A 24,998-nucleotide genomic window follows, 5' to 3' on the forward strand; every position below is an offset into this window, starting at 1 on the left:
TTGACAGTAACGAAATCGGAGGGAAGACCTTGAAGAAATTCGCTTTTCTGGCGGCCTTGATGGCCGCAACCGCGGTTGGCGCAGCCCATGCGGAAGAACGTCGCATCACCGTTAGCGCAGCAGGCACTGTGCTGGCTGAACCGGACATGGCCACCATTACTCTAGGCGTTACCAATGAGAATGCGCAGGCCGCTGCCGCGATGAAGGCCACGTCGGATGCTGTGTCGCAAATCCTGGCACGGCTGGACGAAATGGGGATCGACGCGCGCGATGTGCAGACCCGCGATCTGTCACTGTCACCGGTCTGGGCGGGCCGTGGCAACCAAGCTGGAGAACGGCCTGAAATCTCGGGCTTTTCAGCCTCAAACCGCGTGTTTGTACGGGTGCGTGATCTGACGCAGTTGGGCGCAGTGATGGATGCGGTCATCCAAGACGGGGCCAATGATTTCGGCGGTCTCAGCTTTGGTATTCAAGACCCCAAACCGCTGGAGGCTGAGGCGCGTGCTAAAGCCGTGGCCGAGGCGACAGCCAAGGCCGAGCAACTGGCGCAGGCGGCCACGGTCACGCTGGGCCCGGTTCAGCAGATCAGCGAGCAAGTCGGCGGTATCCGGCCCGCGGCCCAGATGCGCGAATTCGCGGCGGCGGATGCAGGTGGAATTCCGGTGGCAGGGGGCGAGGTCTCGGTCTCGGTCAATGTCACGATGGAGTTTGGGATTTCCCAGTAAGCTCAGCGTGATGCGCGGGCTTGCAGTGACTGACGCTGCTGGCCCGTCTGGTCGAAGTTCTCAGGGGTCAACCATGCCTCGAAAGCCGATCGAATACGGGGCCATTCGCTGTCCAGAATCGAATACCACGCGGTGTCCCGGTTGCGTCCTTTATAATGGGTTGCTTGCCGGAAGATGCCTTCGAAGGTGAAGCCTAGCCGCTCGGCCGCGCTGCGCGACGGTGCGTTCAACGCGTCGCATTTCCATTCGTACCGGCGATAGCCCAGTTCGTCGAAGACCCGCCGCATCATCAGATACATCGCTTCAGTCGCCACGGGCGTGCGCTGCATCAAGGGTGAGAAATGGATATAGCCGACCTCGATGACGCCGGCGTCGGGGGTGATACGCAAATAGGTTGCGTGGCCAACCGGGGTGCCGGTTGCGTCCAGAACAGTGTGAAACATCGGGTCTGCGCTACGTTCGGCCTGTTTCATCCAATCTGAGAACGCGGGCTCGGATGTGATCGGCTCTTCTGGCAAGTAGGTCCAGTTCCGACCGTCTTCGTCCTGCGCAAACGCCCGGTAGAGGCCGGATGTATGCTGTTTCGCATCCAAAGGAACCACTGAACAAAACCGCCCCGGCATATCGGTGCGCGGTGGCATCGGGCGCGGGAACTCACCCGACACCGGTGCCCCGATGGGTTGGCCAAAGGCGTTGGTTCGGTGGTCCGTCATCTTTCAGGCGGTGGCTTTGGACAGAGCCTGATCCAGATCAGCGATCAGGTCATCTGCATCCTCTATCCCGATCGAGACACGTACAACGCCGGGACCTGCCCCTGCAGCTTCTTGCTGTTCAGGGGTCAACTGCCGGTGCGTGGTCGAGGCCGAATGGATAATCAGCGAGCGCGCATCGCCGAGGTTCGCAACATGGCTGAAGATTTCCAGCGCGTTCACCAGCTTGACGCAGGCGTCATAGCCGCCTTTGACTGCAAAGGTGAACAGCGCCCCTGCGCCTTTCTTGTACTGTGCCTTGACCCGGTCGTGATAGGGGGACGAGGGCAAGCCCGCATAGGTCACGTAATCCACCCGGTCATCGGCCTCCAACCAGGCTGCAATCTTCTGCGCGTTCTCAACGTGACGCTCCATCCGCAGCGACAGGGTTTCGATCCCCATCAGCGTATAGTGCGCCGCCTGCGGGTTCATGGTCATGCCCAGATCGCGCAGACCGATGGCGATTCCGTGGAAGGTGAAAGCCAGCGGCCCGAAGGTCTCGTGGAATTTTAGGCCGTGATAGGCGGGTTCGGGTTCGCTGAGCGAGGTGAACTTGTCATTCGCCGACCAGTCGAACTTACCCGAATCCACGATGCAACCGCCCGTGACGGTTCCGTTGCCGGTCAGGTATTTGGTGGTCGAATGTACCACCAACGTCGCTCCCTGTTCGATGGGGCGGCAGAGGTAAGGCGTGGCCGAGGTGTTGTCGACGATCAGCGGAATGCCCGCCGCGTCCGCGACATCCGCCATCGCCCGGATATCGGTGACGTAGCCGCCGGGGTTCGAAATGGATTCGCAGAACACAGCGCGGGTGTTTTCGTCAATCGCGGCCTTTACCGCCTCGGGGTCGTCCATATCGACGAATTTCGCCGACCAGCCAAAGCGTTTGATGGTCTGGCTGAACTGCGTGACCGTGCCGCCATACAGACGGGTCGAGGCCACAACGTTGCAGCCCGGTCCCATCAGCGGGAACAGCGCCATGATCTGCGCCGCGTGCCCGGATGAGCAGCAGACAGCGCCCACACCACCCTCAAGCGTTGCCACGCGCTCTTGCAGCACGGCGACGGTGGGGTTGGTCAGGCGGGAATAGATGAAGCCCACCTCTTGCAGGTTGAACAGTGCGGCCGCGTGGTCGGCGTCACGGAAGACATAGGCCGTGGTCTGATAGATCGGCGTCTGGCGTGCGCCTGTGGCCGGATCGGGCCGGGCGCCTGCGTGAATCTGAAGCGTGTCAAAGCCATAAGTGGGGCCGTCAGACATGGTTGAAATCTCCCTTTCGTATATGTGTTGCAGAATCTCTAGGCGATCAGGGGCGTGCGCACAACAACGCAGTCAGCGCATCCACAATCCCTTGGCCTTGATCTTGTTGCGGATAGCCTGTTCACGTTGCGGCAGGTTCTCGCGATCAAACATCGCGCGGATTTTGTAACCTTTGCGTTGAATCACCAGTTTGCGGATCGGGTCATAGCCCTTAAGCACTTTCTTGATCCGGTTCGGGGCCGCCACAGTTTCCAGTACCTCGACCACATGATCGCTTTCGCGGGCGTAGAGCAGCGGAAACAGCCGGTAGTGGCAAGTGACAGAGCCGTCCAACAGGCCAGCGGGCAGGGCGTCGCGCCCTCCGCCCAGTGAATGAACGACCAGCGGCAGCGCCACCTGATCCAGCCAGGGGTCCAGCACCTGACCGGCCAGTTCGGGGATATCTTCGTCACGTATGATCTGCGCGTAGTCACGGAATCGCTCCCCAAACGTGCCCGGGCAGGAATAGAAGAAGTAGCCTGCGTTGAAATACAGGTAGCGACGCCAGTAATCATGCGGTTGGCCGGTATCCAGCGAACTGTCGAAATCCAGGCTGAACCGCTGATAGAGCGCCCGCCAAATTCCGTCGAAACCGGGGCCGTAGAGGGTCGGGCGGGGCCATGTCCCCTCGACCTTCAGCGAAGCGCTTGGGCGGGAAAAATCAAAGGGGACAGTGTTCAGATCACCGGTGATGAGCGTGTCACTGTCGAAGAACACAAAGGGCTCACCCTCGGGCAGGGCCAGCAAAGCCTCGATTTTGTTGCCGTAGGGATAGCTTTCGCCAAATACCTGCGAGTCGAAGGGCAATATCTCGACATCCAACTGGCGCAGCGCGTTCAGGATATCTTCGTTCTGAATGCTGGGGTCTTGTGACCAAAGCGGGCCGGGTTGGGGCACGGCGACGAACACACGACCGGCAAAGTCGGGGCTGCTGTGACGGAGTGAGGCGGCAAACAGTAGCGACTCGTATTGCAGGCGGTTGTTTTGTCCGATCAGGACGATGTTGAATGTCTTGGGGGTGGCCTGCATCGGTGTCCGGTCAATCACTGGGGTATTTCGGTTGGCGGCACACTACGCAGGGGCGGCGGGCAAAACCAGATGTGAACACCGCCTTGAGGCGCAAAATTTGAAAACCGGGTCAGCGCCCCCATGTTATGCCAAGATGCCGCAACAGGAGATATCTCAAATGAGGGTCAACGCAGATTTCACCAAACGCGTCGCCGTTCACTTTGACCAGAACGAATGGGTCCAATCCCCCGCCGCCGGGGTGGAGCGGAAAATGCTGGACCGTATCGGTGAGGAGGTCGCCCGCGCGACCACGATTGTACGTTTTGCGCCCGGCAGCGCCTTTGCCGCGCATACACACGATGGTGGAGAGGAATATCTGGTTTTGGACGGTGTGTTTCAGGATGAAACCGGTGATTTCCCGGTAGGCAGCTACGTGCGCAACCCGCCGACCTCGTCGCATACGCCTTCGGCCAAAGACGGCGCGACGATCCTGGTCAAGCTGCATCAATTCGATCCAGCAGATCGCACGGAGGTGCGGCGCTCGATCAACGGGGCAGAGAAACTGCAACTGTTCAAGGATGCCCAAGAGGATGTCAGGGTCATCAGCCTCGCCGCTGGTGAAACGCTGAACCTGGACGCAGAGCAAGGACTGGAGCTGTTCGTCATCGAAGGGTCTGTTTCAGAAGCAGATGAGGAATTCTCGGCCTGGGATTGGCTTCGACTGCCGCCGGAAACCCAGTCTGTTGCGACCGCCGGGACCGATGGTGCCCGTGTTTGGATCAAGTCTGGGCACCTCTCCGGCATGGTCTGACCGACAGCGACGCTGTAATTTTAGGCAGTATTTTATGAAAACCGGGCCGTCGAGCCCGGTTTTTTAATTTTTTGACCATTTGGCAAATTTTACCAATTGATAAAATTTCAGACTGTGGCAAGCTGAGAGTACAACAACCATATCTACAGGGAGTAGAGCGATGGCACAGGGCCAGATGGTCCCCGGCATTGTCTCCGGGCGGCTTTCCAGCGATGAGCTGACCTCGAATTTCACGGATCTGCATCCGCCATTGGCCGCGCATGAGGCCGCCGTGGCAGCAGATCGGTGCTACTTTTGCTATGACGCGCCATGTGTGACAGCCTGTCCGACGGATATCGATATTCCGTTGTTCATGCGGCAGATTCAGGCCGGTCAGCCCGAAGCGGCGGGTGAGACCATATTGGCGCAGAATATTCTGGGCGGCATGTGCGCCCGTGTGTGTCCCACAGAGACATTGTGTGAAGAAGCCTGTGTGCGCGAGGCAGCCGAGGGCGCTCCGGTCGAGATTGGGCGTTTGCAGCGTTACGCAACCGACAGTGTGATGGCGGACGGGGCGCATCCGTTTGAACGTGCTGCGCCGACCGGTAAAACAGTTGCGGTGATCGGGGCAGGACCCGCGGGTCTGGCCTGCGCGCACCGGCTGGCGATGCTTGGGCATGACGTCGTTATTCACGAAAGCAAGCCTAAGCCGGGTGGTCTGAACGAATATGGTATCGCAGCTTATAAATCGACCAACAACTTCGCGCAGGCCGAGGTGGATTGGCTGATGCAAATCGGTGGGATCACGATCGAAACGGGCTCGATTCTGGGTGACACGATCACTCTGGATGGCTTGTCCGCAAATTACGACGCAGTTTTCCTTTCCATTGGTTTGGCCGGAGTGAACGCTCTGCGCGCGGGTGGCGTTGGTAAGGATGGCGTGCGGGCTGCGGTCGAGTTCATCTCGGATGTACGGCAGGCTGGTGATTTGACTGACTTGCCGGTGGGGCGCAATGTGGTCGTCATTGGCGGCGGCATGACCGCCGTGGACGCGGCGGTGAAGTCCAAGCTGCTAGGGGCGGAACATGTCACTATCGCTTATCGCCGGGGACGTGACGCCATGGGCGCCAGCCGGTACGAGCAGGACCTTGCGGCCTCACATGGGGTCAAGATCATGACCAATGTGCAGCCTGTGGCCGTGCGCGGAAACGGCGCGGCGTCTGAGATTGAGTTGGAGTATACCTCGAGCGAGGGCGGTCAATTGACCGGGACGGGGGAAGTGATCCGCTTGCCTGCGGATCAGGTTTTGAAAGCGATTGGCCAGACGCTGGAAGGCGCGCCCGAAGGGCTGACGCTGGACGGCAACAAGATCGCTGTCACTGGCGCGGGTCGGACCTCGATGGCGGGTGTCTGGGCCGGGGGTGACTGCGCGGCTGGTGGCGAAGACCTGACCGTGACCGCTGTGGCCGAGGGTCGCGATGCGGCAATGGACATCCACGCCGCACTGACGGCGTGAAATTGTGATTTTGGATGCTGATCAGCATCAGGAGGGCCGGATAAATGGCTGATTTAAAAACAAACTTTCTGGGTATCGAAAGCCCTAACCCGTACTGGCTGGCCTCGGCGCCGCCGACTGACAAAGAATACAATGTCCGCCGCGCCTTCGAGGCCGGTTGGGGTGGCGTGGTCTGGAAAACGCTGGGGGCCGAGGGCCCTCCGGTCGTGAACGTAAACGGGCCTCGGTACGGTGCGATTTATGGCGCGGATCGGCGGCTGCTAGGGCTGAATAACATCGAACTGATCACTGATCGCCCGCTTGAGGTGAACCTGGAAGAGATGGCCCGGGTCAAGGCCGACTACCCGGACCGCGCGCTGATCGCCTCGATCATGGTGCCGTGCGAGGAAGAGGCTTGGAGAGCCATCCTGCCACGCGTTGCCGAAACTGGTGCTGACGGGATCGAGTTGAACTTCGGCTGTCCCCATGGGATGAGCGAGCGCGGGATGGGATCGGCTGTCGGGCAGGTACCGGAATATATCGAGATGGTCACGCGGTGGTGCAAGAAACACTATGACCGTCCGGTGATCGTGAAGTTGACACCCAACATCACGGATATCCGCAAACCCGCCGAGGCTGCAAAGAATGGCGGCGCGGATGCGGTGTCGCTGATCAACACGATCAACTCGATCACCAGCGTCAATCTGGACACGTTCAGCCCTGAGCCTTCGATTGATGGCAAGGGTAGCCATGGCGGCTATTGCGGTCCGGCGGTGAAGCCGATCGCTCTGTCGATGGTGTCAGAGATTGCGCGGGCACAAGCAACGCATGGTCTGCCGATCTCCGGTATTGGTGGCGTGACCACATGGCGTGACGCGGCCGAGTTCATGGCCTTGGGCTGTGGCACCGTTCAGGTCTGTACGGCTGCGATGACCTATGGGTTCAAGATTATTGATGAACTGACGGCGGGCCTGTCCAAATGGATGGACGAGAAGGGGTATAAGGACGTCTCGGAGATTGTTGGTCTGGCCGTGCCGAACGTGACGGATTGGCAATATCTGAACCTGAACTATGTGGCGAAGGCCAAGATCGATCAGGACCAATGCATCAAATGTGGCCGCTGCTATGCCGCTTGCGAGGATACCAGCCATCAGGCAATTTCCATGTCTGATGATCGTGTGTTCGAGGTGATGGATGACGAATGTGTCGCCTGCAATCTATGCGTGGATGTGTGCCCGGTGGATGGGTGCATTTCGATGGTCCCGATGAATGCGGGCGAAATTGATCCGCGTACCGGACGGGAAGTGCAGCCTGACTACGCCAATTGGACGTCACATCCGAACAATCCGATGGCGAAAGCTGCGGAATAGGAGATTTTTCGTCGAAAAATCTTGGACGAGAAAATTCGTCGAATTTTCTCAGAACAAAATATCGATGGGGCCGTTGTGGCAGATCACGATATATTGGTTGGCGGTGCGGATCAGGTGGTATCCGCGCCGCCTTATTTCTTGCTGAAACGTCTCATGCCCCACTTCTCTTTCCACCCAACTCGTGGACCGGCGCACGACCGCACCGCGCTGCGCGGATTTGGTGGAAAACAACTGGTCGAGCCAGGGATCGGGATAGGGGCGAACGGTAGTCATGGGCATATGCTGCCGCAATTTGGTTAACTGGACCTTAAGGCATAAGGAGTTTCCGGTAGAGCGTGTCTACAAAAGGTTCCGCGCCTTCAAAAGGGTCTTCGTCCCCCAAAATCGCACGAACCTGTACGTCGAAATCGGCGTAGTGCTGGGTCAGCGCCCAGATCGAAAAGATAAGGTGATACGGATGAAGTCGCGCTATTTTCCCCTGATCCATCCAGCCGACAAGAATCGCCGTTTTCTCATCCACCAAGATCTTGAGGTCACTTGAAAGCGAGTCGTGAATGCGCGGCGCGCCTTGCACGAGCTCGTTGGCGAATAGGCGGCTTTCGCGCGGCAGATCGCGGCTCATTTCCAGTTTGCGTCGAATATAGGCGAGGATTTCCTCCATAGGGTCGCCATCGGCATCCAGTTCGTGCAGAGGGGCCAGCCATGTTTCCAGCAATCCGGACAGGAGCGCGGTGTGAATGGCCTCTTTTGTCGGGAAATAGTACAGGAGGTTTGGCTTGCTCAGGCCTGCCTCGGTGGCAATCTGGTCTACGGTCGCGCCGCGGAAGCCATGGGATGAAAAGACGTTCAACGCAGCCTCGAGAATCGCTGCGCGATTCTTTTTCTGAATTCTGGTGGGGGCGCGGTCTTTGGGCATTGTTCCAGACTGTCTCATTTTACGGCAAGTGGGCGCTGGATAGGCCAAAAAATCTAATGGCGTCCTGCAATTTCTTGACTGATCTCGAACCCGTGATAGCGTGAGTTTGACCAGATGGTCAAATCAAGACACCAAAAGCGAGCCAAATCGCAAGCAACAGGGAAGAACAAGATGGCAGCTCCGGCGCAGAACCTCAGGATCAATGGCGACAGATTGTGGGACAGTCTGATGGAGATGGCCAAGATCGGCCCCGGTGTTGCGGGCGGCAATAACCGCCAGACCCTGACCGATGAAGACGCCGAAGGCCGCGCCTTGTTTCAGAAATGGTGTGAGGATGCGGGTTGCTCCATGGGCTTGGATCAGATGGGCAATATGTTTGCTCACCGAGCGGGAACAGATCCCGACGCTTTGCCGGTTTATGTTGGTTCGCACTTGGACACGCAGCCGACAGGCGGGAAATACGACGGCGTCTTGGGGGTTCTTGGCGGTTTGGAGATCATCCGAACGTTGAACGATTTGGGGATAAAGACAAAGCATCCCATTGTGGCTACGAACTGGACCAATGAGGAAGGGACACGCTATGCGCCTGCGATGTTATCCTCGGGTGTATTTGCAGGGATGCACACGCAGGATTGGGCCTACGCGCGGGAAGATGCCGAAGGTAAGGCCTTTGGCGATGAATTGCAGCGGATCGGTTGGCGTGGCGACGAAGAGGTGGGCGCGCGCAAGATGCGTGCCTTCTTTGAACTGCATATTGAACAAGGCCCCATTCTTGAGGCAGAAGGAAAGGATATTGGTGTTGTCACCCACGGTCAGGGACTGAGTTGGACCCAGATCACGGTGACCGGCAAGGATGCCCATACCGGCTCGACCCCGATGCCGATGCGCAAAAATGCGGGTCTGGCGATGGCGCGGATTCTTGAGAAAGTGGACGAGATTGCCTGGTCCCATGCGCCACATGCCGTTGGGGCGGCGGGGCATATCGATGTGTTCCCGAATTCGCGGAATGTGATCCCTGGAAAGGCGGTGTTTACGGTCGATTTTCGCTCGCCCGATCTGGACGTGATTCAAGATATGGAGGCACGACTGCGCGTTGCGGCTGAAGATATTGTCGAAGAAATGGGCTTGCAGATCGAGTTCGAGAAGGTCGGCGGGTTTGATCCTGTGCAGTTCGATGACGGCTGTGTGGCGGCGGTACGCGATGCAGCGGAACGGTTGGGGTATTCGCATACTGATATCATCTCAGGCGCCGGGCATGATGCGTGCTGGATCAACCGGGTGGCGCCGACGGCGATGGTGATGTGCCCTTGTGTAGATGGGTTGAGCCATAATGAAGCTGAGGAAATCAGCAAAGATTGGGCTGCGGCAGGGGCTGATGTTCTGTTGCATGCGGTCGTCGAGACGGCTGAGATCGTGGAGTAGGGGGCGCTGCCCCCGTCGCCCGGTGGGCGACTCCCCCGCGATATTTTAGCAAGATGAAGCAGGCGGCGCAGACCGCCACAGGGAGATTGAAATGAGCACTGTGATCAAGAACGGAACCGTTGTGACCGCCGATTTGACTTACAAGGCGGATGTGATGGTTGAAGGTGGCGTGATCACCGAGATCGGTCAGGATCTGAAAGGTGATAAGGAACTGGACGCGACCGGTTGCTATGTGATGCCGGGCGGGATTGATCCGCATACGCATCTTGAGATGCCGTTCATGGGCACCTATTCCAGCGATGATTTCGAAAGCGGAACACGGGCGGCTTTGGCTGGCGGCACCACGATGGTGGTGGATTTTGCGCTGCCTAATCCGGGGGAAAGCCTGCTGGATGCACTGAAGCGCTGGGACAATAAATCGACGCGGGCGAATTGCGATTATTCGTTCCACATGGCCGTCACATGGTGGGGCGAGCAGGTGTTTGACGACATCAAAACCGTGATTGAAACGCGCGGGATCAACACGTTCAAGCACTTCATGGCCTATAAGGGTGCGTTGATGGTGAATGATGATGAGTTGTTCGCCTCGTTCAAGCGTCTTGCCGAGTTGGGCGGCACCGCGATGGTGCATGCCGAGAACGGAGATGTGGTGGCCGAGTTGAGTGCTAAGCTGCTGGCCGAAGGCAATACAGGGCCCGAGGCACACGCCTATTCCCGCCCGCCGCAGGTCGAAGGTGAGGCGACAAACCGCGCCATTATGATCGCCGATATGGCGGGCGTTCCTTTGTATGTGGTGCACACCTCGTGCGAAGAAGCCCATGAAGCCATTCGCCGGGCAAAGATGCAGGGTAAACGGGTGTGGGGCGAGCCTTTGATCCAGCACCTGACCTTGGATGAAAGCGAGTATTTCCACCATGATTGGGAGCATGCGGCGCGGCGGGTCATGAGCCCTCCGTTCCGGAACAAGCAGCATCAGGACAGTCTTTGGAACGGTTTGCAATCGGGAACGCTGAGCGTGGTGGCCACCGACCATTGCGCCTTTACCACCGAACAGAAGCGATATGGCGTGGGCGATTTTACTAAGATCCCCAACGGGACAGGCGGGCTGGAAGATCGGATGCCGATGCTGTGGACCCATGGAGTAAATACCGGGCGTCTGACGCCGAACGAATTTGTGGCAGTTACTTCAACAAACATCGCTAAGATATTGAATTGCTATCCTAAAAAGGGTGCCATTTTGGTTGGTGCGGATGCGGATATCGTTGTGTGGGACCCGGACAAAGCCAAGGTGATTTCAGCCGAAACGCAGCAGTCTTCGATCGACTACAACGTGTTCGAAGGCAAGGAAGTGCGCGGGTTGCCCCGGTTCACGCTAACCCGTGGTTCGATCGCTGTTCATGATGGTGAGATCCAGACACAGGAAGGACATGGGAAATTCGTGGCACGCGAGGCCAATACCCATGTGAACAAAGCGCTGAGCACCTGGAAAGAGCTGACCGCCCCGCGCCCGGTCGAGCGGACGGGTATTCCAGCGACGGGTGTGTGATTTGCGGGGGTGTCCTCTGGGCGCCCCAAAGCGAAACCTTTTCAAGGTAATGGAATGACTACTGAAAGTACGACCCAGCCTGTGATCGAGGCAAGGCAACTCGATCTCACCTTCCAAACCAATGACGGCCCGATCCACGCGTTGAAAGACGTGAACCTGACAATTGACAAGGGGGATTTCGTCAGTTTTATCGGCCCCTCCGGCTGTGGCAAAACTACTTTCTTGCGTTGTATCGCAGCGCTGGAGACGCCGACCGGGGGAACGCTGACCGTCAATGGCATGACCCCTGACGAGGCGCGGCGGAAGCGCGCCTATGGCTATGTGTTTCAGGCCGCGGGGCTGTATCCGTGGCGGACCATCTCCAAGAACATAAAACTGCCGCTCGAGATCATGGGCTATTCCGCCGCCGAACAGGAAGAACGGGTAAAGAAGGTTCTGGAACTTGTTGATCTGGAAGGGTTTGGTGGAAAATTTCCGTGGCAGCTTTCGGGCGGGATGCAGCAGCGGGCCAGTATCGCGCGGGCCTTGGCGTTTGATGCCGATATCCTGTTGATGGACGAACCCTTTGGTGCTCTGGATGAGATTGTCCGTGATCACCTGAACGAGCAGCTTCTGGCGCTATGGGCGCGGACTGAAAAGACCATCGGTTTCGTGACGCACTCGATCCCCGAAGCCGTCTATCTCAGCACCAAGATCGTGGTGATGAGCCCTCGACCAGGTCGGATCACCGATGTGATCGACAGCCCTCTGCCCAAGGAGCGGCCTTTGGATATTCGTGACACGCCGGAATTTATCGAGGTCGCGCATCGCGTGCGCGAAGGGCTGCGGGCGGGGCATTCCTATGATGATTAAGGCAACCAGACTGCGGGGTGCGCGATGAAGAACTTGGTGCCTATCTTGGTGGTACTCGCCGCAATTGTCGCGCTGTGGTACGCGGCAGTGGCCCCGATGAACATTCGCATCTCGCTGGATCAGGCCGAGCGTGCGGGGCAGGCAGTGACGCCCGAGACGTCGCGCGAACGGCGAGAGACTTCGGTCTGGGTTTTGATGGCGTCAAACCCTGGAGCGATTTCAGGCGGCTATGCGCTGGAACGTCCACGGTTGCCGACCCCCGGACAGGTTGGGCAGGAGCTGTGGAAAACGACCGGTGAGATGGTGGCCAAGGGTCGTGCATTCTCGAAACGATCACTAATCTACCATACTGGAATTACGCTGAAATCCACGCTGTGGGGTTTCCTGCTTGGGACAACGCTGGGCATTTTGGCGGCCGTAGCCATCGTCTATTCGCGTGTCGCGGATATGAGCCTGATGCCATGGGCGATCATCAGCCAGACCATCCCGATTGTGGCGCTGGCGCCGATGATTATCGTCGTCAGCTCTCAGCTAGGGATCGAGGGGCGCGGGGTGCCCAAGGCGGTGATCTCGGCCTATCTATGTTATTTTCCCGTGCTGGTGGGAATGGTCAAAGGGCTTCGGTCGCCATCGCTGCCGCAACTGGATTTGTTGAAGACCTATAACGCCTCGGGCGCGCAGGGTTTCTTTAAACTTCGGCTGCCATCCTCGGTGCCGTATCTGTTTACGTCGCTTAAGGTTGGGATCGCTGCTGCATTGGTCGGCACGATCGTGGGTGAACTGCCGACCGGGGCCGTGTCAGGTTTGGGTGCCAGAATCCTGATCGGAGACCAGTTCGGAACGCCGTTGGCCATTTGGGCGGCCCTGCTGGCTGCCGCCATTCTGGCGGGTTTGCTGGTGACACTGTTGGATCTGCTGCAGCGACTGGCCCTGCGCCGGATGGGGTTGAACGCATGACCTGGCTATCCTTTGCTTTGCTGTTCTGGGGCTTGGCCTGGTTCGTGAACTACCGGCTGGCCATCTCGTCCTATCGCAAAACCCGTGCGGCGCGCATTTTTGTACCGGTTCTGTTCGGCATCACGCTGTTGGTGCTTTGGGAGGGGCTGGTGCGCGGGCTGGGTGTTTCGCCGGTTATCCTGCCGCCACCTTCAGATGTGGGGACAGCCTTTGTACAATCGTCCGGCATTTTGTGGGAAGACTTCAAGCAAACCGTCTTCAAGGGCGCGCTGACGGGATTTGTGATCGGGTGTGCTGCGGCTTTTGCTTGTTCGGTTGCCATTGACCGCTCGGCTTTTCTGACGCGTGGTCTGCTACCCATCGGGAATTTCGCGGCGGCGCTGCCCATTGTCGGGATCGCGCCAATTCTGGTCAGTTGGTTCGGGTTCGATTGGCACTCGAAAGCGGCGGTTGTCGTGGTCATGGTGTTCTTTCCAATCCTGGTGAACACCGTGCAGGGTCTGCGCGAGGCGGATGCGATGCAGCGTGACCTGATGCGGACCTATGCGGCCGGGTATTGGCAGACCTTGTGGAAACTGCGCTTGCCAGCAGCGATGCCCTTTGTGTTCAATGGGTTGAAGATTGCAACCACGCTTGCTTTGATCGGGGCGATTGTGGCCGAGTATTTCGGCTCACCCACACGGGGCATGGGGTTTCGGATTTCGACCGGCGTCGGCAGCCTGTCGATCGACCTTGTCTGGGCCGAGATCGCCGTAGCCGCGCTGGCCGGGACCGTGTTTTATGGCCTTGTCGCAGCGGCGGAAAAGGCGGTGACCTTCTGGCACCCGTCGCAACGAGGATAGGAATTCAACAGACCCCGACAACGGGGCATAAACAGCAACTAGGAGACATGAAGATGAAAAAGCTACTCAGCGGGGCGGTTGCCGCCTTTGGCCTGACCGCCGGTGCCGCATGGTCCGCCGATGAGGTGACATTGCAGCTGAAATGGGTCACGCAGGCGCAATTTGCGGGCTACTATGTGGCCGCCGATAAGGGGTTCTACGAGGAAGAAGGGCTGGACGTTACCATTTTGCCCGGCGGCCCCGACATCGCTCCAACTCAGGTGATCGCGGGGGGCGGCGCGGATGTGACCGTCGAATGGATGCCTGCTGCGCTGGCCGCACGTGAAAAGGGTCTGCCGCTGGTAAACATCGCGCAGCCATTTAAAAGCTCGGGCATGATGCTGACCTGCTGGAAGGATGCCGGTATTGCATCGCCGGATGACCTTAAGAACCGCACGCTGGGTGTCTGGTTCTTTGGTAACGAATTCCCTTTCATGAGCTGGATGAGCCAGCTAGGCATCGACACTGGCGGCAAGGGTGAGAGTGGGGTTGAGGTCCTCAAGCAAGGTTTCAACGTTGATCCTCTGCTGCAGCGCCAGGCCGATTGCATCAGCACCATGACGTATAACGAGTACTGGCAGGTGATCGACGCGGGCGTAAATCCCGATGAGCTTGTGACCTTCAAGTACGAAGATCAGGGTGTCGCCACGCTTGAAGACGGCCTCTACGTACTGGAAGAAAACCTGAGCGACGAGGCCTTTGTCGACAAGATGGAACGGTTCGTCCGTGCCTCGATGAAAGGCTGGAAATACGCCGAGGAGAACCCGGATGAGGCCGCCGAGATCGTGTTGGACAATGACGCGACCGGAGCGCAGACCGAAAAACACCAAAAGCGCATGATGGGTGAGATCGCCAAGCTGACCGCAGGGTCGAATGGCGCTTTGGACCCGGCGGATTTTGAGCGGACCGTGGGTACTCTGCTGGCCGGTGGTTCTGATCCGGTCATCACCCAACAGCCCGAGGGTGCGTGGACCCACAAGATCACCGACGCGGCGCTGAACTAAACCCGGCTAAAACCGAATTGAGCGCGGTCCCGGTTGGGGCCGCGTTTTGCGATTCTGATGTCGGAAAAGTGTGTGTACTTGGCCGGGAAATGACTTAGTATTCCGTTGTAAATTATCGCATTTCATACGAAATCGCGACTGGACGGAACAGAATGCAGGGATTTGCATCAGAATTCAACTTAGCCTTGGGCCTGATCCTGACAGGGGATGCGGAGCTGTGGGCGATTGTGTTGTTGTCGCTCAAAGTTTCCGTCTTCGCCGTTCTGATTTCTGCCCTGATCGGGATGCCCGTGGGCGCGGCATTAGCCGTTGCGCGCTTTCCGGGGCGGCGAATGTTGATCGTGCTGATGAATGCTCTGATGGGCTTCCCGCCGGTTGTTGTGGGTTTGTTGGTCTACCTGATGTTGTCCCGGTCCGGGCCGCTGGGTGTTCTGGAGTTGCTCTATACCCCGACCGCAATGATCATCGCACAGGTTGTTCTGGTGACACCTATTGTGGCCGCGCTGACCCGGCAAGTGATCGAGATGCTGGCCGAGGAATATTCGGAACAGCTACGCTCGCTCGGGGTGTCGCGTTTGGCCTCGGTGCCGGTGTTGCTGTGGGATGCACGCCTGGCGCTGGTGACTGCACTGTTGGCCGGGTTCGGACGTGCCATTGCCGAGGTGGGCGCGGTGATCATCGTTGGCGGCAACATCAACCATGTGACGCGGGTGATGACCACGACCATCGCGCTTGAAACCTCAAAGGGCAATCTGGCACTGGCGCTGGCGTTGGGCGCAATCCTGATCGGGATTGCGGTGGCCGTGAACGCCATGGTCAGCACCGTCAGCCTGCGAGCCGAGCAGGAGGGGTTGCGCCATGCGTGATCTTGTGTGTGACATGGCCAGCAGCCTGACGGTTCGGGACGTGAAGATAACACGCAAGGGAAAGGTCCTTCTGGACGTTGCCCATTTGTCTTTGGACGGGCCGGGGCCGACGCTGATCCTTGGGCCGAACGGGGCGGGCAAAAGCCTGCTTCTGCGCTGCCTGCATGGACTGATTCAGCCTGACCGAGGGCGGATCGAACAGGATGGCATACCTTTGTCCGATGCCCATAAAGCGCGACAAGCAATGGTGTTTCAACAGCCAGTGCTGTTGCGCCGTTCTGTAGCTGGAAATCTTGACTTTGTTCTGAAACGGAAGGGTCTGCCTCGCCGCGAGCGAAAAGCACGGATCGAAGACCTGTTGGCCGAGGGTGGATTGGACGGCAAAGGGCGGCAGCCTGCTCGTTCATTGTCTGGGGGCGAGGCGCAGCGGTTGGCCATTTTGCGTGCGTTGGCGTTGGAGCCCGAAACACTGTTTTTGGATGAACCCACCAGCGCTCTGGACCCGAGTGCCACGCAGATGATCGAACGCATGATCCAGCGCGCCTCGCGCCGTGGTGTTCGGCTCGTCATGGTCACACATGATATCGGTCAGGCGCGTCGCCTTGCAGCGGATGTCGCTATGATGCATGGCGGCCATGTGGTGGAACACGGCGTTGCCAGACAAGTTTTGGACGCCCCGCAAAGCGACGCCGCGCGTCGTTATCTTGCTGGTGGGCTGGTGACCTAACTCAAACTATGGAGATCTGGATGATCCGAGATTTTCTTCGGGCTGCATTGGTATCGCTTGGCTTGATGACCCCTGCGTGGGCCGAGGCCCCGTTCATCGTTGTGCAATCCACCACGTCGACGCAGAATTCGGGCCTGTTGGACTATATCCTGCCAGGGTTCGAGGCTGAAACCGGAATCGATGTGCGCGTTGTGGCCGTCGGTACTGGACAGGCAATCCGAAACGCTGTGAACGGGGACGGAGACGTTCTGCTGGTTCACTCCAAACCCGCCGAGGAACAGTTCGTCGCCGATGGCTGGGGCGTTGAGCGGTTTGACGTGATGTATAATGACTTCGTGCTGGTCGGCCCCAAATCGGACCCGGCCAAAGTAAAGGACGGCGACGATATCGTTGCGGCCCTGACCGCCGTGGCCGAGGCCGAAGCCCCCTTTGCCTCGCGCGGGGATGACAGCGGGACGCACAAGGCCGAGATGCGCCATTGGGCGGCGACCAATTTAGATCCGACGGGCGCATCCGGTGCGTGGTATCGTGAGACCGGGTCCGGCATGGGGGCCACATTGAACGTCGCCAGCGGGATGAACGCCTATGTCCTGACCGACCGCGCCACCTGGCAATCCTTTGGCAACCGGGGCGAGCTTGAGATCATGGTCGAGGGCGACCCGCGCCTGTTCAACCAGTATGGCGTCATTCTGGTGAACCCGGAAAAACACCCAAGCGTAAGGGCGGCGGCGGGTCAGCGGTTTATCGACTGGCTGACCGGGCCGGACGGCCAAGCGGCCATTGCGTCCTACAAACTGGATGGAGAACAGTTGTTTTTCCCCAACGCCGACGGGTCTTAACCGCTAGCGCCGTTGTGGTGAATTGTGCCCAGCCCGCCTAGGTCGTACCCTCCGAACTCGGCGGCGCGGGCCGCGAAGCGGTCGGATTGAACAAAGGCCAACAGCTTCAGCATCGGGTCATCGAAATAGGCGCGCCGCCAGATCGCAAGGTCCAGCCGTTCAGTATGGGTGGCGCTAAAGCCCAGATCATAGAGACCCGCCAGCGCACCCAGACCAAAACCGGCCTCGGCCTTGCTGTCGTGCAGGGCGATGGCCAGCTCTTCCTCTGTGCGGGCGCAAGTGGGCAGGGCGTCCAGATCCGCGCGGGTCATGCCGTGATGCTCCAACTGTGCGTCGAACAGTCTTTGGCTGGCGGCAGAGCTTTGCCGCAGGATCACGCGCCTACCATTGAGGTCCGCGAAGCTTTGGATGTCAGACACGCCGGGGGCCAGCAACAAACCGCGCTGGCGTTGAGCGATTTCAAACAGAACAACCGGTGCTTCGCCCAGATGATCGCGCAGGGCTTGGGTGTTGAACCCTTCCGCCTCATGAATATGCAACGCGGCCGCCTGCGCAGTACGGTCCTTTAGGCGGTTCAGCCCGTCAAACGAGCCGTCATAATAGGTCGCCAACCCCGAGCCGCTTTCCCGCAAGGCCCAGTCCAACAGCGGGTCATGGCTGCCCGCCACAATCGGCGGCAAGGGCGGTTCTTCAACTTGAGGACCCGAGCGTGAAGCATTTAACCAGGCGACAACCTCGGAACGGGGAAACAGAAGTTTGCCCATCGCGCGCACGCAGGGTACCTCGCCCGAAGACGCCAGATCATAGGCCTTACGCTCGCCGATGCGCAGCAGATCGGCCAGTTCTTTGGTGGTCAGATACTCGGGCATTCAGTCCAGGCGCACCGCTGATCCGGTTCCGACGTCCGCTGCGCTGAATCCAATCTGGTTCAGGACAGCAGGGGCGGCGATCGCGATGACGACCATCGCGGCGACGGCGGCTAGAAAGGCTTTCATTGTCTCCTCCGGCGTTAGTTTTCCGGTGCCGTGGCGCGGCGCAGAAAGGCGACCAGATCGTCCCGGTCGCTGGGCTGCGTGATCCGCTGCATCGGCATCTTCGACCCCGGAATGTAGTGGTCGGGCCCCTCATCGAAAAGGGCATTTATGGTCTCGTCATTCCAAATGATATCAGAGTCTTGCAGCGTGTCCGAATAGAAATATCCCGGCAGTGTTCCAGCCCGGCGGCCAAAGACGCCATGCAGCGTCGGACCGGCGCGGCGTTGCCCGTCTGGGGTCAGGCTGTGACAGATTGAGCATTTGCGGGCAAACTGCCGCTCACCATTGCTCATCTGATCGGGGTTTTTGAGGAAGCTGGGCTCGGACGCAGCCATCCGTTCTTGCTCGCGCAGATTGGCGACCGGCCAACTGTACATCGCCTCATCAATACCACCCGCGTGGATGTTTTGACCATCGGGTGAAAACGCCAACGCCCAGACCGGGCCGCGTAAAGTGGCGCGGAAATCCTGCGCGATGCGCCACTCGACCGTGTCGATCACCATGATGAAGCCTTCGCCGTCACCGACGGCCAGCATGCTGCGATCCGGGCTGAGTGCCAATGCCAGAATAGGACGACGGTCGAGGGTAAAGTCACGTTCCTCGCCCGTGGTCAGGTCGCGGATGCGGGTGACACCATCAACAGCGCCATAGGCGATCCAGTTGTCCTGCGTGTTTAGCACCAGTTCATTGATGCCAAAGCCATGCTCGACCAGCCGCAGAGTTTCCTGTCCGCTGGTCACATCCCACAAGCGCAAAGCGCCGTCGACACCGGCTGAATAAAGCTGGCTGCCGTCAGGTGTAAACGCCACGGCATTCACTCCGCTGCCGGTCGTCAGAGTCGTTGGTTCCGATCCATCGACGGGCCACAACCCGATTGTGCCGTCCCAACTGGCGGTCGCCACATGGGTTTTGGAGGCCGCGACATGTACGATCTTACCCTTGTGCTGCCCCACGACCTCACCACCCGGCCAGCGGCGCAGGGTGAAGTCGTCGCCAGCGGAATAGATCGCGGTGCCGTTGAAGGCGACGGCGTTGACAGCCGCCTCATGACCTTCCAGCCATTCCGGCATTTGATCCGACCAGATGCCGACAGAGTTGTCGAAACTTGCGGTGGCGATCCGCCCGTCGGGGGCCGTGGCGATCCCCATGATCGGACCGCCATGACCTTTGAGCGTATAGAACTCAGCTAAAGCGGGCAGGGGCAACAACGCCAGCGCCAGAACCAGCCCGCGCATCTATTCGGCGGGCGAGGCCGCCGCTTTGCTGGCCTCTTTTTCCTGGACCTCCTCCAGCCACAACGAGTGGTGCTCGCGTGCCCATTGCTCTTCGACTTCGCCGGTTCCCATGGCGTCAAATGCACCTTCCATCCCGACCGAGCCGAGGTAGATATGGGCGATGATGATGGCGATGAAAACATAGGCGATCATCACATGCCAGACCTGCGCGTATTGCATTTCCTCTTGCGGCGACATCTGCACCGGCAGGCTCAAACCCATTGCCTGAGGCAGGCCGGTTGCATTGGCGATCTGGAAGGTTTTGGCAAACAGAGGCATCTCGAACGGGAACAGCAGAGACAGGCCCGAAAGGCTGATCGACACGCCCAGCAGAATGCAGGACCAGAATATGACCTTTTGACCGGCATTGAACTTTTTGGCGGGCGGGTGGCTGCCTTTGGTGAACAAACCGCCACCGGCGGCCAGCCATTTCAGGTCGGTCCGGTTGGGAATGTTGTGAGCGATCCAGTTCACCGTCACGATGATCAACCCCAACATAAAGGCCCAGGCGAGGTTGTTGTGTAGCCACTTGCACCCTTGCGCAATAGTCGCGAAGCCTTCTTTTCCAAAGATCGGGATCAGGAAATCCCGCCCATACAGTGTCAACAGCCCTGTAAACCCAAGCACTAAAAAGGACCCGGCGAAAAGCCAGTGGCCGAACCGCTCAAACCCATTGAAACGCGTGACTGTGCGCCCGGTTTTCTCACCATCAATGCGGATTTTGCCACGGATCAGGAAGAACAGCAGGATCACGGCGGCCATGCCTGCAATGATGTAGGTGCCGTATTCTCGCAACGGTCCGGTGCGGAAAGCCCACCACCACATGCCGCCATCCTGGATCAGAACACTGGCTGCGGGCCCCTGAGACGACACGGTAACATCCGCCGACCCATAGCGTAGCGCGCGATAGACATCACTGTCCGAAGCCACACCGGCAGTGCCAAACTGCCCCAGCAAACCTTCGACATTGCCTTGGCCAGTGTTTTCCGAGCGATAAGTGTTGTCCACTTTCTCGCCCCGTTGACGGGCCAGAATATCCTCAAGCGTCGTGGCACCTCCGGTGGCCGAGCGATCCGGTGCCGGGGATTCCGGGGCGTCCTGCGCCCATGCGGCTCCGGTCAGGAAGAGCGAGAAGAGCAGAAAATGGATCAGGCGCATGGGTTCTCTCCCTATTCTTGGTCGTGTCAGCGGTCAAAGCCGCCGATCTGCTTGTGAAAAACGGCTCCGACAGGGGACAGGGCCGCCTGAAGGTCGTCTTTCGCGGGGCCGTAGACATCAAACTGAACCGGCGTAAGTAAGGACATAAACCGATCCGCGAAATTTGCCCCAAAATTCTGCATATGAATCATCGCATCATCTGAACTTGCGTAACGTTCATAGATGTGAATGCCGCTGTCGCTTTGGTGCCACTCATAGGTTTTGGCACCTGTTTCCTCGAGGGTCGCGGCGACCATTTCGGCCATCAGGACCTCGAACTCGGACTGTTTTTCTGGGTTCAGGTCCAGCTTCAACAGCCAGTAGATATCATCGGTCATGAGCGTCCCACCTTCGACAGGAAAGGCGGCGACCGACAGGCGGCCACCGGCAAGAGTAAGACAGCCCCCGACCTAGCGCAGGGGGCTGTCGAGCTTCGGTTAGACCTTAGCCGTCTTTCTGGTCGTAGGCGGTGCCCCAACCCCACGCGCCCGAGCCAAACCCGCGCGCCACAACGCGCTCGCGGTAGATGGCCGAGACCACGTCGCCGTCACCGGCAAGCAGGGCCTTGGTGGAACACATCTCGGCGCAGATGGGCAGTTTGCCCTCGGCGATCCGGTTGCGACCATATTTGGCGAACTCTGCGGTCGAGTGCGTTTCTTCGGGACCACCGGCGCAGAAGGTACATTTGTCCATCTTGCCGCGCGATCCGAAGTTGCCCGCCTGCGGATATTGCGGCGCGCCGAACGGGCACGCGTAGAAGCAATAGCCGCAGCCAATGCACAGGTCCTTGGAGTGCAGGACGACCCCTTCTTCGTTCTGATAGAAGCAGTCGACCGGGCACACCGCCATGCAAGGCGCATCCGAACAATGCATACAGGCCACCGAGATCGAGCGTTCGCCCGGGTTGCCGTCATTGATCGTCACCACCCTGCGGCGGTTGATGCCCCATGGCACCTCGTGTTCGTTTTTACACGCGGTGACACAGGCGTTGCACTCGATGCAGCGTTCAGCGTCGCAGAGAAACTTTGCTCTAGCCATTTTCGTCCTCCTTTACGCTGCCGAGATCTTGCAGAGAGTACACTTGGTCTCCTGCATCTGGGTTACTGAGTCGTAGCCATAGGTCTGGGCGGTGTTAGAACTTTCACCCAAGACATAGGGGTCTGCACCTGCGGGGTATTTGTGCCGCTGATCCTCGCCCTGGAAATGGCCGCCAAAGTGGAACGGCATAAAGGCCACGCCGGCGCCAACCCTGTTGGTCAGCATCGCCATCACCTTGACCTTTCCGCCCTCAGGACCTTCGACCCAGACCTGTGATCCGTCCCGAATGCCAAGGTTATTGGCATCGCGCGGATTGATCTCGACGAACATGTCCTGCTGAAGTTCGGCCAGCCACGGGTTGGACCGTGTCTCATCACCGCCACCTTCATATTCGACCAGACGACCAGACGTCAGGATTATCGGGTAATCCTTTGAAAAGTCGTTCTTTTGGATCGAAGCATAAAGAGTGGGCAGACGATAGGCTTGACGGTCCTCGTAGGTCGGATAGTCCTCCACCAGATCGCGCCGGTTGGTATAGAGCGGCTCGCGATGCAGCGGGATCGGATCCGGGAAGGTCCAGACGACCGCGCGGGCTTTGGCGTTCCCGAAGGGCGCACAGCCATGCTTGATCGCAACCCGCTGGATACCGCCGGAGAGGTCGGTCTTCCAGTTGGTTTCAGGACCCGCAACAGCGTCAATCGCCGCGCGTTCCTCGGCGGTCAGATCGCCATCCCAGCCAAGATCCATCAGCATCTGCATCGTGAATTCCGGATAACCATCCTGAATTTCCGATCCAACGCTATAGACCCCTTCGGCCAGCAAGTTGTCACCATCGCGTTCCACACCGAAACGGGCGCGGAAAGTCAGGCCGCCTTCGGCCACCGGCTTGGACATGTCATAGAGGTTTGGTGTCCCTGTATGACCCATTTCTGGCGTACCCCAGCAGGGCCACGGCAGTCCGTAATACTCGCCGTCGTTTGGTCCACCGATGGCTTGCAGCGTGGTTCTGTCGAACGTGTGCTGGTTGGCCATGTGGCTTTTCAGACGTTCCGGCGACTGACCAGTATAGCCGATGGTCCAGAGGCCCGAGTTGAATTCACGCGTGATGCTTTCAACATTCGGGGTCTCTGCATCTTCCATCTCGATATTGCGGAAGAAGCGGTCTGCCCATCCGAACTTGTTGGCGAACTTGGCCATGATGACCTCGTCCGGCAAGCTTTCGAACAGCGGATCAACCACCTTGTCGCGCCACTGCAGAGACCGGTTCGATGCCGTGGCCGAGCCACGTGTCTCGAACTGCGTACAGGCAGGCAACAGGTAGACACCGTCGGTGCGGTCATGCAGAACAGCCGAGACGGTGGGATACGGGTCGATCACGACCAGCATGTCCAACTTCTCCATCGCCGTCTTCATTTCCGTCATCCGGGTCTGCGAGTTGGGCGCGTGGCCCCACAGAACCATGGCACGAACGTTGTTGTCCTGATCCATGTTGGCCGGGTCTTCCAGAACACCATCGATCCAGCGGGAAACCGGGATGCCACGCTCATTCATGAGCGGCTTATCCTTGCCTTCCTTGTCCTTGATCGTGGCGAACTGACCTTTCAGCCAATCCAGATCTTCGCCCCAGACGCGGCTCCAATGGCCCCATGCACCGTTAGACAGGCCGTAATAGCCGGGCAGGGTGTGGGACAGAACACCAAGGTCCGTCGCGCCCTGCACGTTATCGTGGCCGCGGAAGATGTTGGTGCCACCACCCGAGGTGCCCATGTTGCCCAGTGCAAGCTGAAGCACGCAGTAGGCGCGGGTGTTGTTGTTGCCGTTGGTGTGCTGCGTACCACCCATGCACCACACAACGGTGCCGGGGCGGTTGTTCACCATGGTCCGGGCGACGCGACGCAGCTGCGAGCCGGGCGTGCCGGTGACGCGCTCAACCTCATCCGGGGTCCACTTGGCAACCTCTTCGCGGATCTGGTCCATACCCCAGACACGGGTACGGATGAACTCTTTGTCCTCCCAACCGTTGTCGAAGATATGCCACAGAATACCCCAGACCAGTGCAACGTCGGTGCCGGGGCGGAAACGGACATATTCATCCGCATGGGCCGCGGTACGCGTAAAGCGCGGGTCGCAAACGATCAGAGGGGCGTTGTTCTGCTCTTTCGCACGCAGGATATGCAGCAACGAGACGGGGTGCGCCTCGGCCGGGTTACCACCGATGATAAAGATGGCCCGGCTGTTGTGCATGTCGTTGTACGAGTTGGTCATGGCGCCGTAGCCCCATGTGTTCGCAACGCCCGCAACAGTGGTCGAGTGGCAGATACGGGCCTGATGGTCCACGTTGTTCGTGCCCCAGTAGGCGGCGAACTTGCGGAACAGATAGGCCTGTTCGTTATTATGTTTCGCAGAACCCAGCCAGTACACGCTGTCCGGTCCGGATTCTTGGCGGATGTTCATCATGCCGTCGCCGATCTCGTCGATCGCCTGTTCCCAGCTGATGCGCTTCCACTCTCCGCCTTCCTTTTTCATCGGGTATTTCAGGCGGCGCTCGCCATGGGCGTGCTCGCGGACCGAGGCCCCCTTGGCGCAGTGCGCACCCAGGTTGAACGGGCTGTCCCAGCCGGGTTCTTGCCCGACCCAGACACCGTTCTGCACTTCGGCAACGACTGTACAGCCGACCGAGCAGTGGGTGCATACGGATTTGATGTTTTCGACGGCCTGATTGGCCGCTGTCTGGGCACTGGCTGGCGTCACGGTTCCACCCGTGGCGCTGATCGCGGCAAGGCCGCCGATCGTCAGGCCCGAGCCACGCAGAAATGCGCGGCGATCGACGGTTTTCTCGCCGACCTGGGACAGGATACTTGTCCGCTGGGGGCGTCTCGCAACCCCGTTGGTCTTTTTCCTAAGCATTACTTTCCTCCCTTGCGTGCCGTGTAAGCCACGGCTGCTTGGTACTTCGCAAAACCGACGTCAGGGCCAATCGCAACCGTCTGTCGGGTGGTGAAGGCGTCC

25 protein-coding genes are annotated in these 24,998 nt (G+C 59.1%); 13 read left to right on the top strand and 12 right to left on the bottom strand.

Annotated elements, in window-relative coordinates; genetic code table 11:
- Positions 1 to 29: 29 nt before the first annotated feature.
- Positions 30 to 725, top strand: coding sequence for an SIMPL domain-containing protein (locus tag ACR0DB_RS07190; protein WP_480549779.1), 696 nt, complete (start codon positions 30 to 32; stop codon positions 723 to 725).
- A 2-nt stretch (positions 726 to 727) separates the two neighbouring features.
- Here ACR0DB_RS07190 and ACR0DB_RS07195 read toward each other — a convergent pair whose 3' ends face one another.
- The 3 genes from ACR0DB_RS07195 to ACR0DB_RS07205 form a co-directional block, all read right to left on the bottom strand.
- Positions 728 to 1,438 carry a GNAT family N-acetyltransferase gene (locus ACR0DB_RS07195; protein ID WP_480549781.1) on the bottom strand — a complete coding sequence of 237 codons (711 nt, stop codon included), beginning with the start codon at positions 1,436 to 1,438 and terminating at the stop codon, positions 728 to 730.
- Positions 1,439 to 1,441: 3 nt separating this feature from the next.
- Positions 1,442 to 2,734: an O-acetylhomoserine aminocarboxypropyltransferase/cysteine synthase family protein gene (locus ACR0DB_RS07200; protein ID WP_480549783.1), complete on the bottom strand. Its 1,293-nt coding sequence runs from the start codon at positions 2,732 to 2,734 to the stop codon at positions 1,442 to 1,444.
- A 72-nt stretch (positions 2,735 to 2,806) separates the two neighbouring features.
- The gene (locus ACR0DB_RS07205; protein ID WP_480549974.1) at positions 2,807 to 3,802 is read right to left on the bottom strand and encodes a hypothetical protein; all 996 of its coding nucleotides are present in this window, start codon (positions 3,800 to 3,802) and stop codon (positions 2,807 to 2,809) included.
- 157 nt (positions 3,803 to 3,959) lie between these two features.
- Here ACR0DB_RS07205 and ACR0DB_RS07210 point away from each other — a divergent pair, with 157 nt between their 5' ends.
- From ACR0DB_RS07210 to preA, 3 genes are all read left to right on the top strand, one after another.
- Positions 3,960 to 4,592 carry a cupin domain-containing protein gene (locus ACR0DB_RS07210; RefSeq protein ID WP_480549785.1) on the top strand — a complete coding sequence of 211 codons (633 nt, stop codon included), beginning with the start codon at positions 3,960 to 3,962 and terminating at the stop codon, positions 4,590 to 4,592.
- Between the two features lie 160 nt (positions 4,593 to 4,752).
- Positions 4,753 to 6,087 (top strand): NAD(P)-dependent oxidoreductase, encoded by a 1,335-nt coding sequence (locus ACR0DB_RS07215; protein WP_480549787.1) that lies wholly within the window; start codon positions 4,753 to 4,755, stop codon positions 6,085 to 6,087.
- A 44-nt stretch (positions 6,088 to 6,131) separates the two neighbouring features.
- A complete protein-coding gene (preA, locus tag ACR0DB_RS07220; RefSeq protein ID WP_170788509.1) occupies positions 6,132 to 7,436 on the top strand; it encodes an NAD-dependent dihydropyrimidine dehydrogenase subunit PreA in 1,305 nt (434 codons plus the stop codon).
- 48 nt (positions 7,437 to 7,484) lie between these two features.
- Here preA and ACR0DB_RS07225 read toward each other — a convergent pair whose 3' ends face one another.
- Both ACR0DB_RS07225 and ACR0DB_RS07230 read right to left on the bottom strand, forming a co-directional pair.
- Positions 7,485 to 7,709 carry an N-(5'-phosphoribosyl)anthranilate isomerase gene (locus ACR0DB_RS07225; RefSeq protein ID WP_170788510.1) on the bottom strand — a complete coding sequence of 75 codons (225 nt, stop codon included), beginning with the start codon at positions 7,707 to 7,709 and terminating at the stop codon, positions 7,485 to 7,487.
- 34 nt (positions 7,710 to 7,743) lie between these two features.
- Entirely contained in the window at positions 7,744 to 8,352 is a 609-nt protein-coding gene (locus ACR0DB_RS07230) for a TetR family transcriptional regulator C-terminal domain-containing protein (protein WP_480502991.1), read from the bottom strand.
- Between the two features lie 171 nt (positions 8,353 to 8,523).
- Between ACR0DB_RS07230 and ACR0DB_RS07235 the strand changes: the two genes are divergently transcribed.
- From ACR0DB_RS07235 to ACR0DB_RS07275, 9 genes are all read left to right on the top strand, one after another.
- Positions 8,524 to 9,774 (top strand): Zn-dependent hydrolase, encoded by a 1,251-nt coding sequence (locus tag ACR0DB_RS07235; RefSeq protein WP_480549789.1) that lies wholly within the window; start codon positions 8,524 to 8,526, stop codon positions 9,772 to 9,774.
- A 91-nt stretch (positions 9,775 to 9,865) separates the two neighbouring features.
- A complete protein-coding gene (hydA, locus tag ACR0DB_RS07240) occupies positions 9,866 to 11,320 on the top strand; it encodes a dihydropyrimidinase (RefSeq protein ID WP_170788513.1) in 1,455 nt (484 codons plus the stop codon).
- A gap of 54 nt (positions 11,321 to 11,374) precedes the next feature.
- Complete coding sequence (locus ACR0DB_RS07245; RefSeq protein WP_480549791.1) at positions 11,375 to 12,172, top strand: ABC transporter ATP-binding protein; 798 nt, start codon at positions 11,375 to 11,377, stop codon at positions 12,170 to 12,172.
- Between the two features lie 24 nt (positions 12,173 to 12,196).
- Positions 12,197 to 13,129 (top strand): ABC transporter permease, encoded by a 933-nt coding sequence (locus ACR0DB_RS07250; RefSeq protein WP_480549793.1) that lies wholly within the window; start codon positions 12,197 to 12,199, stop codon positions 13,127 to 13,129.
- Positions 13,126 to 13,971 (top strand): ABC transporter permease, encoded by an 846-nt coding sequence (locus tag ACR0DB_RS07255; RefSeq protein ID WP_170769469.1) that lies wholly within the window; start codon positions 13,126 to 13,128, stop codon positions 13,969 to 13,971. The genes ACR0DB_RS07250 and ACR0DB_RS07255 overlap by 4 nt, the downstream gene beginning before the upstream one ends.
- 53 nt (positions 13,972 to 14,024) lie before the next feature.
- Entirely contained in the window at positions 14,025 to 15,014 is a 990-nt protein-coding gene (locus ACR0DB_RS07260; protein ID WP_170788515.1) for an ABC transporter substrate-binding protein, read from the top strand.
- Between the two features lie 152 nt (positions 15,015 to 15,166).
- The gene (locus ACR0DB_RS07265; RefSeq protein WP_480549795.1) at positions 15,167 to 15,880 is read left to right on the top strand and encodes an ABC transporter permease; all 714 of its coding nucleotides are present in this window, start codon (positions 15,167 to 15,169) and stop codon (positions 15,878 to 15,880) included.
- The gene (locus ACR0DB_RS07270; protein ID WP_480549797.1) at positions 15,873 to 16,607 is read left to right on the top strand and encodes an ATP-binding cassette domain-containing protein; all 735 of its coding nucleotides are present in this window, start codon (positions 15,873 to 15,875) and stop codon (positions 16,605 to 16,607) included. The genes ACR0DB_RS07265 and ACR0DB_RS07270 overlap by 8 nt, the downstream gene beginning before the upstream one ends.
- Before the next feature lie 20 nt (positions 16,608 to 16,627).
- Positions 16,628 to 17,446 carry an ABC transporter substrate-binding protein gene (locus ACR0DB_RS07275; RefSeq protein ID WP_480549799.1) on the top strand — a complete coding sequence of 273 codons (819 nt, stop codon included), beginning with the start codon at positions 16,628 to 16,630 and terminating at the stop codon, positions 17,444 to 17,446.
- Here ACR0DB_RS07275 and ACR0DB_RS07280 read toward each other — a convergent pair.
- From ACR0DB_RS07280 to ACR0DB_RS07310, 7 genes are all read right to left on the bottom strand, one after another.
- Positions 17,443 to 18,315 (bottom strand): substrate-binding domain-containing protein, encoded by an 873-nt coding sequence (locus tag ACR0DB_RS07280; protein ID WP_480549801.1) that lies wholly within the window; start codon positions 18,313 to 18,315, stop codon positions 17,443 to 17,445. The two genes, ACR0DB_RS07275 and ACR0DB_RS07280, sit on opposite strands and share 4 nt — an antisense overlap.
- On the bottom strand, positions 18,316 to 18,441 hold the full coding sequence (locus ACR0DB_RS07285; RefSeq protein ID WP_480549803.1) for a hypothetical protein: 126 nt from the start codon (positions 18,439 to 18,441) through the stop codon (positions 18,316 to 18,318).
- Positions 18,442 to 18,455: 14 nt separating this feature from the next.
- Complete coding sequence (locus tag ACR0DB_RS07290) at positions 18,456 to 19,715, bottom strand: c-type cytochrome (protein WP_480549805.1); 1,260 nt, start codon at positions 19,713 to 19,715, stop codon at positions 18,456 to 18,458.
- The gene (locus tag ACR0DB_RS07295; RefSeq protein ID WP_480549807.1) at positions 19,716 to 20,912 is read right to left on the bottom strand and encodes a formate dehydrogenase subunit gamma; all 1,197 of its coding nucleotides are present in this window, start codon (positions 20,910 to 20,912) and stop codon (positions 19,716 to 19,718) included.
- A gap of 26 nt (positions 20,913 to 20,938) precedes the next feature.
- On the bottom strand, positions 20,939 to 21,289 hold the full coding sequence (locus tag ACR0DB_RS07300) for a putative quinol monooxygenase (protein WP_480549809.1): 351 nt from the start codon (positions 21,287 to 21,289) through the stop codon (positions 20,939 to 20,941).
- A gap of 106 nt (positions 21,290 to 21,395) precedes the next feature.
- Complete coding sequence (gene fdh3B / locus ACR0DB_RS07305) at positions 21,396 to 21,989, bottom strand: formate dehydrogenase FDH3 subunit beta (protein WP_037307340.1); 594 nt, start codon at positions 21,987 to 21,989, stop codon at positions 21,396 to 21,398.
- 12 nt (positions 21,990 to 22,001) lie between these two features.
- On the bottom strand, positions 22,002 to 24,896 hold the full coding sequence (locus tag ACR0DB_RS07310) for a formate dehydrogenase subunit alpha (RefSeq protein WP_480549811.1): 2,895 nt from the start codon (positions 24,894 to 24,896) through the stop codon (positions 22,002 to 22,004).
- Between the last annotated feature and the right edge of the window lie 102 nt (positions 24,897 to 24,998).

The sequence above is a fragment of the Ruegeria sp. AB6 genome (assembly GCF_056542685.1).

What these genes read in the sequence shown, in the direction of transcription:
- ACR0DB_RS07195 (WP_480549781.1), bottom strand. Translation starts at nt 1,438, where the DNA reads ATGACGGACCACCGAACCAACGCCTTTGGCCAACCCATCGGGGCACCG.
- ACR0DB_RS07200 (WP_480549783.1), bottom strand. Translation starts at nt 2,734, where the DNA reads ATGTCTGACGGCCCCACTTATGGCTTTGACACGCTTCAGATTCACGCA.
- ACR0DB_RS07205 (WP_480549974.1), bottom strand. Translation starts at nt 3,802, where the DNA reads ATGCAGGCCACCCCCAAGACATTCAACATCGTCCTGATCGGACAAAAC.
- ACR0DB_RS07210 (WP_480549785.1), top strand. Translation starts at nt 3,960, where the DNA reads ATGAGGGTCAACGCAGATTTCACCAAACGCGTCGCCGTTCACTTTGAC.
- ACR0DB_RS07215 (WP_480549787.1), top strand. Translation starts at nt 4,753, where the DNA reads ATGGCACAGGGCCAGATGGTCCCCGGCATTGTCTCCGGGCGGCTTTCC.
- preA (WP_170788509.1), top strand. Translation starts at nt 6,132, where the DNA reads ATGGCTGATTTAAAAACAAACTTTCTGGGTATCGAAAGCCCTAACCCG.
- ACR0DB_RS07225 (WP_170788510.1), bottom strand. Translation starts at nt 7,709, where the DNA reads ATGACTACCGTTCGCCCCTATCCCGATCCCTGGCTCGACCAGTTGTTT.
- ACR0DB_RS07230 (WP_480502991.1), bottom strand. Translation starts at nt 8,352, where the DNA reads ATGCCCAAAGACCGCGCCCCCACCAGAATTCAGAAAAAGAATCGCGCA.
- ACR0DB_RS07235 (WP_480549789.1), top strand. Translation starts at nt 8,524, where the DNA reads ATGGCAGCTCCGGCGCAGAACCTCAGGATCAATGGCGACAGATTGTGG.
- hydA (WP_170788513.1), top strand. Translation starts at nt 9,866, where the DNA reads ATGAGCACTGTGATCAAGAACGGAACCGTTGTGACCGCCGATTTGACT.
- ACR0DB_RS07245 (WP_480549791.1), top strand. Translation starts at nt 11,375, where the DNA reads ATGACTACTGAAAGTACGACCCAGCCTGTGATCGAGGCAAGGCAACTC.
- ACR0DB_RS07250 (WP_480549793.1), top strand. Translation starts at nt 12,197, where the DNA reads ATGAAGAACTTGGTGCCTATCTTGGTGGTACTCGCCGCAATTGTCGCG.
- ACR0DB_RS07255 (WP_170769469.1), top strand. Translation starts at nt 13,126, where the DNA reads ATGACCTGGCTATCCTTTGCTTTGCTGTTCTGGGGCTTGGCCTGGTTC.
- ACR0DB_RS07260 (WP_170788515.1), top strand. Translation starts at nt 14,025, where the DNA reads ATGAAAAAGCTACTCAGCGGGGCGGTTGCCGCCTTTGGCCTGACCGCC.
- ACR0DB_RS07265 (WP_480549795.1), top strand. Translation starts at nt 15,167, where the DNA reads ATGCAGGGATTTGCATCAGAATTCAACTTAGCCTTGGGCCTGATCCTG.
- ACR0DB_RS07270 (WP_480549797.1), top strand. Translation starts at nt 15,873, where the DNA reads ATGCGTGATCTTGTGTGTGACATGGCCAGCAGCCTGACGGTTCGGGAC.
- ACR0DB_RS07275 (WP_480549799.1), top strand. Translation starts at nt 16,628, where the DNA reads ATGATCCGAGATTTTCTTCGGGCTGCATTGGTATCGCTTGGCTTGATG.
- ACR0DB_RS07280 (WP_480549801.1), bottom strand. Translation starts at nt 18,315, where the DNA reads ATGCCCGAGTATCTGACCACCAAAGAACTGGCCGATCTGCTGCGCATC.
- ACR0DB_RS07285 (WP_480549803.1), bottom strand. Translation starts at nt 18,441, where the DNA reads ATGAAAGCCTTTCTAGCCGCCGTCGCCGCGATGGTCGTCATCGCGATC.
- ACR0DB_RS07290 (WP_480549805.1), bottom strand. Translation starts at nt 19,715, where the DNA reads ATGCGCGGGCTGGTTCTGGCGCTGGCGTTGTTGCCCCTGCCCGCTTTA.
- ACR0DB_RS07295 (WP_480549807.1), bottom strand. Translation starts at nt 20,912, where the DNA reads ATGCGCCTGATCCATTTTCTGCTCTTCTCGCTCTTCCTGACCGGAGCC.
- ACR0DB_RS07300 (WP_480549809.1), bottom strand. Translation starts at nt 21,289, where the DNA reads ATGACCGATGATATCTACTGGCTGTTGAAGCTGGACCTGAACCCAGAA.
- fdh3B (WP_037307340.1), bottom strand. Translation starts at nt 21,989, where the DNA reads ATGGCTAGAGCAAAGTTTCTCTGCGACGCTGAACGCTGCATCGAGTGC.
- ACR0DB_RS07310 (WP_480549811.1), bottom strand. Translation starts at nt 24,896, where the DNA reads ATGCTTAGGAAAAAGACCAACGGGGTTGCGAGACGCCCCCAGCGGACA.